Here is a 10,316-nt window from a genome sequence, read left to right on the forward strand (position 1 = left end):
TGGGCGATACTGGGTTCGAACCAGTGACCTCTTCGGTGTGAACGAAGCGCTCTCCCACTGAGCTAATCGCCCGGGAACGGACTGAACAATACAGGTCTCCGCGCGTTTCCTTCAAACCGCTTGATGACCGCGGGCCAAGTGGGCCGCCAGGCCCCGCCGTCCGGAGCGCATCATCAGCCAGTGGTTGGCGCGGAAGAGGGGCCTCCCGGGTACGGCGAGACTCCTCAGCAGCGGCTTGTTGACATCGACGACCTGGTCGTAGCGCGCGATGGTCCCGCTGTCGTCCGGAGCCACGGTGACGGTCCAGCACGCCCAGCCGTCGAGGTCACCGGACATGGCGATCTCGAGCACCCCGGCCCCGCGGCCCCGACGCACCTGGCGCGCGGTGAAGGTCATGTCGTACGGGAGGACGGAGCGGATCGTGATCACGCCGCTGGTGTCGTCGATCCGGTGCACCTCGCGTACCTGGGGCCACCAGCGCGGGTAGTCCTCGGCCTGTTCCAGCGCTTCGTAGACGGTGTCGGGCGCCGCGGGCAGGGCCCACAGGGCGCGGAAGCGGTAGTGGCTCCAGTCCATGGGCCGAGTCTGCCCTCGCCAGGGCGGATTCCGCCGTATCTGAGTACGAATTGAGTATGCGCACTCATGCCCTGCGGCGTGACGCGGACCACACTCCTGGCATGACGCACTTTCCGCCCCCGGCCGAGGAGTTGCGGCTCCTCGACCTCGAGCTGCGCCAACTGGACGCCCGCCGGGCCCAGTTGCTGCACCGCCGAGCCTGGCTGATCACCGCGCTGCAAGCGGCGGCGCCCCCGTTCGCTCCGGCGCCTTTCGCCCCGGCCCGCCCCGAGGCCTCGGCACCCCGGGTGCAGAACGTCCTGCTGGTGCTGGGCGGTGTCCTGCTGACGGTCGCCGCGATGGCGTTCACGCTGGTCAGCTGGGGGCACATGGGGATCGCCGGGCGGGCCCTGGTACTCGGCGCGGTCACGGTGGCGGTGCTCGCCGCGCCGCTGCCGCTGCTGAAGCGCGGGCTGCGGTCGACGGCCGAGTCGGTGGCGGGCCTGGGGCTCGTGCTGACGGTGCTCGACGCCTACGCGCTGCACGAGGTCGGGCTGGCCGGCGTGGACGCCACCGGCTACCTCGCGGGCGCCTCGGCCGCGCTGGCGGCCCTGTGGACGGCGTACGGCCTGCTGCCCCGCACCTCCGAGCTGCGTCTGCCCCTGCCCGCCGCTGTGCTCGCCGCCCAACTCCCGCTCACCCTGGGGGCGGTGGCGGCCGACGCGAGCCTGTTCGGGATCACGGCCGCCGTGTTGGTGACGGCCGGGTTCGACGCGGGTGTGGCGCTCCGGGTGCCTGCCGGGTCCGTACGGATCACCGCGGTGATCGGTGCGTACGGCATGGGCGCGTGGGGCGTGTGGGCCGCCGGCTGGCTGTCCTTGACGGCCACCGGCCCGAGCGCCGCCGCCCGTGCGGCGGCGCTCCTCCTCTTGGCCGCGGGCATCGCGGTCGCGGCGGCGTGGCAGGAGGCCGCCGCGAAGCAGGCGCTCGGCCTCTCCGTCGCCGCCGGTCTCCTGACGGTCGCCGCGCTCGGCGGCACCGCCCGCCCCGTGCTGCCGGAGGCGTGGGCGGTTCCGGTGTATCTGGTGTGCGGGATCGCCCTGCTCGCGGCGATCCGGGCGGACCGGCTGCCGCAGACGCTGCGCGACGGGCTCGCCCGGGCCTCCGCCGCCGTACAGGGACTCGCCCTGCTGTGGACGCTGCCGCTGGTGGCGATCGCGCTGGTGGGGCCGGTGGCCTGGGTGGATCGGGTGTGGTCCGGGGCGCCCGGCGATGTGCGGTATGCGACGGCGCTCGACGCTCCTTGGCCCCCGCACACGGAGACGGTGCCGGCCGTCCTGGCCCTGGTCGCCGCCGTGCTGCTCCTCGCGGCACGCGACACCACGTGGCGGACCCGGGCCCTGACCGGAGTGCTGGTCCTGGCATGGGCGACGGCGCTGGTCCTGCCCGCCGTGCTCGAAGTCCCCTACACCCTGGGCCTGGTGGCCCTCGCGATCACGGCGTCCGGCGCCCTCGCGGCGGCCGCTTGGATACGACCGTCCGAACAGCCGGAGACGGCGCAGGAGCCGTCGGCGACCTCGACGGAGGAACCCTCCACCGCCGCCGCGGCCCAGCCCACAGCCGCCACGGCCACTCGCATCGGCGTCCCCACCCCTCGCGCGACCGCCACGGTCCTCGCCTTCCTCACCTCACTCCCCCTCGCCTTCCTCTCGCTGACCACCGAGGCCGCGACCCTCATCGTGCTCTCCGCACTGACGGCGCTCTTCGCGGCGGCCTCCTGGAAGGCGCACCTCGCTCCGGTCACGGCCCCAGCCGGGCTCGCGTACGCCGCAGGGCTGGCCTGTGCGGCGGGGGCCGCGGCCGGCTGGCAGGCGCAGTACGTGGCTCTGCTGGTCTTGGTGGTCCCGGTGGCGGCGGCTCTGCTCGCGGCACGGCTCGGTGACGCGCGGGCGACGGTCCCGGTCGAGGTGACGGGCGCGCTCGCCGCGCTGCTCGCCGTCGCGCTGGCCGCCGCACCGGCCGACCTGCCGATGCTGGCCCTGGTGCTGGCGCTGGGTGGTGTGATCACAGCGGGTACGGCGATCCGCCCGGACCGCCGGTCCGTGGGCTACGTCTCCGCCGCGCTGTTCGTGCTGGCCACGTGGGTGCGCCTGGCGGCCTGGGACGTCGGGACGCCCGAGGCGTACACGCTGCCGGTCACCGTCCCGGCCCTGCTGGTCGGCGCCCTGCGCAGGCGCCGCGATCCGCGGACCTCGTCCTGGACGGCGTACGGCCCCGGACTCGCCGCCACCTTCGTGCCGAGCCTCCTCGCGGCCTGGGGGGACCCGCAGTGGACCCGCCCCCTGCTCCTCGGCCTGGCGGCCCTGGCGGTCACCCTGCTCGGCGCCCGCCACCACCTCCAGGCACCGCTTCTCCTCGGCGGCGCGGTGCTGGCCCTGGACGCCCTGCACGAACTCGCCCCGTACATCGCCCAGGTGACCGACGCACTGCCCCGCTGGGTACCACCGGCCCTGGCCGGCCTCCTGCTGCTGGCCATAGGAGCGACGTACGAGCAACGCCTCAGGGACGCTCGAAGGATGCGGGACTTCCTGGGCGACATGCACTGAAGCCCACCCAGGGGCGCGGGGAACTGAGGGACCAGCCACAACGGTCCCGCAGTTCCCCACAACCTGTTACGGCATCCTGTCCCCCAGCAGCGCCAGGTTCTCAATGGCCGCGAGCCCGTACAGCGCGGTGTCGTTCGTGGACACCCAGGCCGCCTCGCTGCCCGGGACCAGCGCGTCGGGGCCGCTCAGCTTCTCCGTCCGCCACGGCGCCGACTCCTTGTAGCCGTCGGAGTTGTAGAACTTCTCCCACGCGCGCGTGGCGAGCTTCTCGTCGCCGGTCCGGACGGCGGCGTACGCGTCGAGGCGCGAGTGGCCCTGGAAGAGCAGCAGGGAGCCGAAGTTGGAGCCGTAGCGTGCCGCCTGCTCGGTCTTCGTCGCGTTGAAGTAGCGGCAGTAGTCGAAGTACGCCTCGTCGAACTTCGGCATGTCGACGAGGTCGATGAGCTCGGCGCACAGTTCGTTGAGCCCGAACACCGCGGAGAGGTGTGAGACACCGACGACGGGCTTGTCGGCGACGGCGAACCTGCCCGTGTCGAGGTCGTAGAGACCGCTGCCCTGCACGAAGCCGTTGGGCTGTGCGGCGATCGTCTCCATGGTGGACAGGACCCGCGCCTTGGCCTTCTCCCACTTGGGGCCCTTGCGTTCCCACTCCGTCAGCCAGGCCGACACCAGTCCGCTCCAATCGGTGCCGAAGCCGATCGACAGCGCGTGCCGGTCGGGGGTGTACGGCTCGGTGCGGATCTTGCGGATCGGGTCGAGGACGAGGAAGGTCTCGTCGGAGTCGACGTTGGCGTGCATGAGGTCGCCGACGCGTTCGTCCCCGGTGAGGAAGTAGTAGTAGCGGCGGTACGTGGTGTTGGCGATGCGCTGCTGCTTGGCGCTGTCGGCGTAGTGCTGCACGCCGTGCCGGGTGCCGAGGCCGGCCCATTCGCCCAGGTGGTAGACGTCGACCTCACCGGTGTGCCGGGTCATGGCCTCGGCGAACCGGAAGATGTCCGCGCGCCCGCTCCTGAGATACGCGAACCACAGCCACAGGTCGGGCGAGAGCTCGGAGTTGTCCCAGGCGTAGCCACCGATGTCGTACCGCCACTGGTGTCTGACGGTGTCGTAGGTGTGCATGATGTCGCCGTAGTCCCAGAAGCCGTACCAACGGCGCATCTCCACCTGGTCCTTGTAGTAGGTGAAGAGGAAGTCGAGGTGGTTCTCGATCTTTGCCTTGGCGGGCGTGGAGCGGTCCGGCTCGGAGTACAGGCCCGGCCCGAAGACCTTGGCCTTGATGAGCTGGGCGGGCGGGGCGGCGAGCTGCGGCAACACCCTTACGGCCGCGACCTGTTGGGCCAGGTCCTCGGGTGAGGGTGTCGACTCGTTGGCCCAGAAGAGGAGTTCCGAGGTGCGGGCGATGCCGTGGGGGGTGCCGAACTCGGGCTCGTAGTCCTCGTAGGTGATGTTGAGGCCTTCGAGCTGCTCGGGGTAGGTGTCCTGGCCCATGCCGTCGTGGTAGAAGCGCAGGTCCATGGGCTGTGCCTCGGGCGACCAGAGCCACAGGGTGACCTCGGCCGCGTCGGTGTGGGCGTCGCGGATGTCGAGCTGGGCGGGGAACTTCTCCCAGAAGTCCCGCAGCCCGAAGGAGAACCCGCCGCTCACGCCACCGACATATCCGAAGCCGGAGGAACGCCTGCCACCGCCGGCGCCGATCCAGCCGTAGCCCTTCTTCGTGCGCTTGCGCAGGGTGAATCCGTCGGCGGAGAGCTGGGAGAGGGTGTAGTCGCCCCACTCGGGGATGTACTGCAGGCGGGTCGTCACGCGCTGGTCCCAGGTCGAAGGGTCGGGCAGCTTCTCCCCCGCGAACTGCGCCGCCTGTACGGCCGCCCCAGGATCGCGGCGCAGCCCGGTGATGCCCTTGACGGCCTCACGGAGCATGCCGGTGCCCTCGCCGCCGATGCGGATGTGACGGTCGTACGACTCGTCCCGCATGGGGACCGTGAAGCGCACGCCGAGGCCGCGGATGAAGTCGCCGCTCGCCTTGCCGGGCTCCTGGGTCCCGTCGTAGGTGATGGTGTGCACCATGCGGAAGGAGTCGGCGCCGGCGTAGAAGTAGAGGCGGATGGAGAACGGGAGCCAACTCCGGCCGCCCTTGCGGTGCTTGCCGTCGATACGGACGACCGCGCGGACGGGACCCTCCTGCTCGACGGTGACCTCGGCGATGGTGCCCTCGAAGCGCTCGGTCTTCACCGAGCCCTGGTCCTCGTCCTCGATCTCGGGCTGGCGGATCAGCACGAGGCGGCCGTTCCTGGCGATCTCGGTGGAGCCGCGGGTGACCGACTTGACGAGCGTCGCCCCCGACTTGCCGATCTTCGCGGTGATGACGCCGGTGGAGACGGTGATCGCGCCGCCGCTCTTGTCGACGGTGACCTTCTTCGCCGGTACGGCGGTCTCACCGGGGCTCAGCGACAGCTTGCCGTTGCCGGAACTGACCGCGTGGGCGGTCCACTTGAGCGAGCCGTCGGGCCAGTAGGCGATCGGCCAGGACTGGACCGGCACGTCCTTGCCGTCCGCGTCCTTGACCGCGAAATTCTGGTCCTGCCGGTAGGCACCCTTCGGCCAGGGGACACCGACGGTGGAGCCGGGCGCGGCACCGAGGCCGCCGTCCTCCAGCCAGTCCAGGGTCACCGGGCCGTCGTCGGCTTCGGCTGCTCCCGGAGCGGCCTGCGCGTCCTTGACTCCCAGCGCCCAGCTGAACTGAGCGGCGGCACCGGCGACGGCGGCCGCCTTGAGGAGGGACCTGCGGGGGATGGGGGACATGACCTTTCCTTTCCATGGACAGATGGCCAGATGGTCAGGGGCATGACAGAGAGAGGTGCGGCACCCGGAGGGTCGACCTGGTGCGGGACACCGTCGGTTCAGCGGTGCCGGTACCGCTCCTCCACGGCGACGGCCGCCGCCACGACGGCCCCCAGCACAGGGACCGCCAGCGGCGCGGCGAACCAGGCGGAGGCGGCCACGACGGCCAGTCCGCCGATGATCAGGAAGGACCCGGCGGGGTCGAGCACGGTTCGGCGTCCGGCGCCCGCGAGCAGCGCCCGCCAGCCCGCGTCCGGCGTCCACACCGCCGCTGCCCGCAGCAGAGCCACGACCGCACCGATCAGCGCGAACACCCCGATGGCCCCGACGAGCGGCCCACCGGGAATCCCGGCCCGCGCGGCCTGGACATCCACCCCGACCGCGCCCGCCACGGCCCACCCCGCGAGCCCGACGACCCACCCACGCCGCACGGCCACCCGGAAGTCGGCGACGAACTCCCGCAGGCCACCGCCCTCGTGGGCGATACGGCGATGCAAATGCCGGGCGCCGGCGGCGAGGGCGGCCGGATACGTGACCACGCCGAGCGAGGCGACCGCGATCCAGACACCGGTGAGCAGGCACTCGGCGAACACGGCGAACTTCTCGGCGAAGACGGACTCCCCGCGTGCCGTACGAGCCTTCACGCGCGCTTGGGCCATCGTGACCGCCCCTCAGCCCTTCAGTCCGGACGTCGCCATGCCGTCGATCAGATACCGCTGGAAGGCCAGGAAGAAGGCCAGGACCGGCAGCAGGGCGACGAGCGACATGGCGATCATGCCGCCGTAGTTCGCGATGCCCTCCTGGTCGACGAACATCTTCAGACCGAGGGAGACGGTGTACTTGTCGGGCTCGTTGAGGTAGATCAACGGGCCCATGAAGTCGTTCCAGGCGTTGATGAAGGTGAAGATCGCGCTGGTGATCAGAGCGGGCCGGCACAGCGGCAGCATGATCGACCAGTAGATCCGGAAGTGCCCGCAGCCGTCGAGGCGGGCGGCCTCGTCGAGTTCCTTGGGCAGGTTCCGCATGAACTGCACCATGAGGAAGACGAAGAACGCCTCCGTGGCCAGGTACTTGCCCAGCAGCAGCGGGGTGTAGGTGTTGATCATCTCCATGTTGCGGAACAGCACGTACTGCGGGATCAGCAGGACGTGGTACGGCAGCAGGAGCGTGCCGATCATCAGCGTGAACAGCAGATTCCGGCCCGCGAACCGGATCCTCGCGAAGGCGTACGCCGTCAGCGAGCAGGACACCACGATCCCGATCACCGACCCGACCGCGAGGAAGAGCGAGTTGAGGAAGAAGGTGGAGATCGAGATGTCGGCGATACCGTCGGCGAGGCTGATGTAGTTGGAGAAGCTCGGGTCGCCCGGGAAGAGGTCCAGGCTGCCGACGATGTCCTCGCTCTCCTTGAAGGAGCCGCCGACGACCCAGATCACCGGATAGAGGATCACCGCGAGGACCAGCAGGGACCCGATGTGCCAGGCGACGGAACCGGGCAGTCGGCGGCGCAGCGCCCCGGCCCGCGCTGAGGGCGCCGGCTTGATGTCGGTTGCCGGTGCGCTCATCAGGCGCCCTCCTCGTAGTGCACCCAGCGCTTCTGGGACCAGAACAGCACCGCCGTCACCAGGGCCACCGCGACGAGCAGCATCCAGGCCATGGCGGAGGCCAGGCCCATCCTGCTGTTCTCGAAGCCCTGGACGTACAGATAGCAGGTGTAGACCATCGAGCCGTCGGCCGGACCACAGGCGTTGCCTCCGGCGCCGCCGCCGACGATGTACGCCGAGCTGAAGATCTGGAAGGAGTGGATGGTCTCCAGCAGGACGTTGAAGAAGAGGACCGGGGAGATCATCGGCAGGGTGATGTTCCAGAACCGCCGAAGTTTGCCCGCCCCGTCGACCTCGGCCGCCTCGTACAGCTCGCGCGGAACCTGCTTGAGCCCGGCGAGGAAGATGACCATGGGGGCGCCGAACTGCCAGACGGTGAGCGCCACCAGGCTGTAGATGATCAGGTCAGGGTCGCCCGTCCAGCCGCCGACGTCGATCCCGAAGATCTTCTGCGTCCGGTCGACGATCGCGTCGTCGGAGAAGATCGCCTTCCAGACGATCGCGACGGAGACGCTCGCGCCGATCAGCGAAGGGGCGTAGAAGGCGGCCCGGTAGAAGGCCTGCCCGCGCCGCTTCTGGGCCAACAGGAGCGCCACGCCGAGGGCCGCGAGCAGCTTGAGCGGCGTGCCGACGACGACGTACCAGAGCGTCACCTGCACCGAGTGACGCCAGCGCGGGTCGCCGAACATCTCGGAGAAGTTGTCGAGGCCGATCCACTTCGGCGCGTCGAAGAGGTTGTAGTCGGTGAAGGCGAAGTAGAGCGAGGCGATCATCGGGCCTGCCGTGAGCAGCAGGAACCCGGCGATCCAGGGGGACATGAAGAGATAGCCGGCCAGGTTCTCCCGGCGGACCCGCCGCTTGAGGGCGGCGGGACGCCGGGGCTGCACCGGCCCGTGCCGCGGCTCGGAGCCCTTGGCCGGGCCCTCCACCGCAGGGGCGTGTGTCACGGCGGTTCCCATCAGCCGACGAGAGCCGTCTTCGACTCGGTGAAGAACTGCTTGACGGCCTCGTCCACCGACCGCTTGCCCAGCGCGAGCTCTTCGGCGATGCGCAGGAACGCCGCCTCGCAGATGTCCGCGCCGTTCGGGTGCGGGGTGATGGGCTCCAGGACGCCCGCCTCGACCAGGGAGGTCTCGTAGGCGGCGATCCCCTTGTTGACCTCGTCCGTCGGCTGGAACGCGTCGAACTGGGCCTGGGTGGCGGGCACACCGCGGTCGTAGCCCATGATCTTGGCGACCTCGGGGTCGTGGACCATGAAGTCGATGAACTGGGCGACCTCCTTCGGGTGCTCGGTGCGCCTGGAAGCGCTGAGCATCAAGGAGCCCAGGTACTGGCCGGTCTTCTTGCCGTCCGTGGTCGGGATGGGAGCGAGGCCGTACTCGCTCTTGCCCTCGGACGTGTAGCGGACCGTGAAGTTGTCCCAGGTGAACTCGCCGCCGGCGAGCTCGGCGGAGACGGCCGACTTGGGCTTGATCTGGGCGACCTTCTTGGCGTCGGCGTAGACGCCCTCCTGCACGCCCTTCTCGGCCTTGGTCCACCAGTCCGTCAGATCCGCCTCGGTGAAGCCGAGTCCGTCCTCGGTGAAGAACGCCTTGCCGTTCTGGCGGAGGTAGAGGTCGTAGAGGTACATGACGCCGTACATGCCGCTGTCGCCTGCGCGTCCCGCCCTGTCGCGGATCTTCTTCATCGCCGCGTCGAAGTCGTCCCAGGTCCAGCCCTGTTCCGGCTTCACGCCCGCCTTGGTGTAGACGGGCTTGTCGATGACCAGGGCCATCGAGTTGGACCCGACGGGAACCCCCAGGAGCTTTCCGTCGATCTCGCCGAACTTCTCCAGTCCCGCGCGGAAGTCTTCCATCGACAGATTGCCGGCCTCGACCTGCTCATTGAGATCGAGCAGCACATTCTTCGCGTCGTATTTACGCAGGAAGCCGATGGCATTCTGGAACACGTCCGGCGGATTCCCCCCGGAGGCCTGGGTGTTGAACTTCTTCCAGAAGTCGGTGTACGGCTGAAAGTCCGTCTTGACCTTGATCTTCGGGTACTTCTTGTGGAACAGCTCAATGGTCTTGTTGATGCGCTCGGCGCGGTCCTCGGCACCCCACCACGCGTAACGGATCGTCACCGTCCCGTCGGCGGAGGCCCCTCCGTCCCCGCCGCAGCCCGTCGTCGCGGCGAGCCCAAGTGTGGCCGCCGTGGCGCCGGCCGCCTTCAGGATCGTACGCCTCTCCACATTCCTGCTGGTTCTCACCGTCGAGCCTCCCCGCAGCGTCGCTGCCGCCTGCATGAATCGTTTCAAGTAAGCGCTTGCTGGCACAAGTTACGGAGGGCCTCGGGGTGCGTCAATGATTCGGACAGGAATTTCTTGGCGGCCCGCGGGGCCGGACGGCGGCACCTGGAGGCGAGTTGGCCGGATCGGTCGCGCGTCGGCGCAGGTCAGGGGCGCGAGATCGAGACATCGAACAACGAGTCGGCCACCGTACGTCCGTCTCAGCCGGCCGAAGGTCGCATGGCCACGGTCGAGTTGACGGGTTGCCGCCTCACGCGGGAGCCCCTGCCGATCACACGGGGGACGCCCCTGTTGAGCCGCGCATTGCGCGCGTCGGCCGGCAACGACGGCGGCCCGCCTGCACAGTCGCAGGCCGGCCGCCGGATCCGGGTGGGCGATACTGGGTTCGAACCAGTGACCTCTTCGGTGTGAACGAAGCGCTCT

The 10,316-nt window shown here is 69.9% G+C and carries 7 protein-coding genes and 1 tRNA gene; 1 reads left to right on the plus strand and 7 read right to left on the minus strand.

From position 1 onward, the window contains the following. Positions 1-72: transfer RNA gene (locus ACWGDB_RS40305), tRNA-Val, on the minus strand. 39 nt (positions 73-111) lie between these two features. Further along, the gene (locus tag ACWGDB_RS40310) at positions 112-576 is read right to left on the minus strand and encodes an SRPBCC family protein (protein ID WP_453827023.1); all 465 of its coding nucleotides are present in this window, start codon (positions 574-576) and stop codon (positions 112-114) included. A 101-nt stretch (positions 577-677) separates the two neighbouring features. Between ACWGDB_RS40310 and ACWGDB_RS40315 the strand changes: the two genes are divergently transcribed. Then, the gene (locus ACWGDB_RS40315; protein WP_453827024.1) at positions 678-3,161 is read left to right on the plus strand and encodes an SCO7613 C-terminal domain-containing membrane protein; all 2,484 of its coding nucleotides are present in this window, start codon (positions 678-680) and stop codon (positions 3,159-3,161) included. A 66-nt stretch (positions 3,162-3,227) separates the two neighbouring features. Here ACWGDB_RS40315 and ACWGDB_RS40320 read toward each other — a convergent pair whose 3' ends face one another. The 5 genes from ACWGDB_RS40320 to ACWGDB_RS40340 form a co-directional block, all read right to left on the minus strand. Further along, entirely contained in the window at positions 3,228-5,963 is a 2,736-nt protein-coding gene (locus ACWGDB_RS40320) for an exo-rhamnogalacturonan lyase family protein (RefSeq protein ID WP_453827025.1), read from the minus strand. A 98-nt stretch (positions 5,964-6,061) separates the two neighbouring features. Continuing rightward, positions 6,062-6,661, minus strand: coding sequence for a hypothetical protein (locus ACWGDB_RS40325; protein ID WP_453827026.1), 600 nt, complete (start codon positions 6,659-6,661; stop codon positions 6,062-6,064). Between the two features lie 12 nt (positions 6,662-6,673). Beyond that, the gene (locus ACWGDB_RS40330) at positions 6,674-7,567 is read right to left on the minus strand and encodes a carbohydrate ABC transporter permease (RefSeq protein WP_453827027.1); all 894 of its coding nucleotides are present in this window, start codon (positions 7,565-7,567) and stop codon (positions 6,674-6,676) included. Next, the gene (locus tag ACWGDB_RS40335; RefSeq protein WP_383629245.1) at positions 7,567-8,565 is read right to left on the minus strand and encodes a carbohydrate ABC transporter permease; all 999 of its coding nucleotides are present in this window, start codon (positions 8,563-8,565) and stop codon (positions 7,567-7,569) included. The genes ACWGDB_RS40330 and ACWGDB_RS40335 overlap by 1 nt, the downstream gene beginning before the upstream one ends. Further along, on the minus strand, positions 8,565-9,854 hold the full coding sequence (locus ACWGDB_RS40340; protein WP_453827028.1) for an ABC transporter substrate-binding protein: 1,290 nt from the start codon (positions 9,852-9,854) through the stop codon (positions 8,565-8,567). Before ACWGDB_RS40340 ends, ACWGDB_RS40335 begins: the two co-directional genes overlap by 1 nt. Between the last annotated feature and the right edge of the window lie 462 nt (positions 9,855-10,316).

The sequence above is a fragment of the Streptomyces sp. NPDC055013 genome (assembly GCF_053608645.1).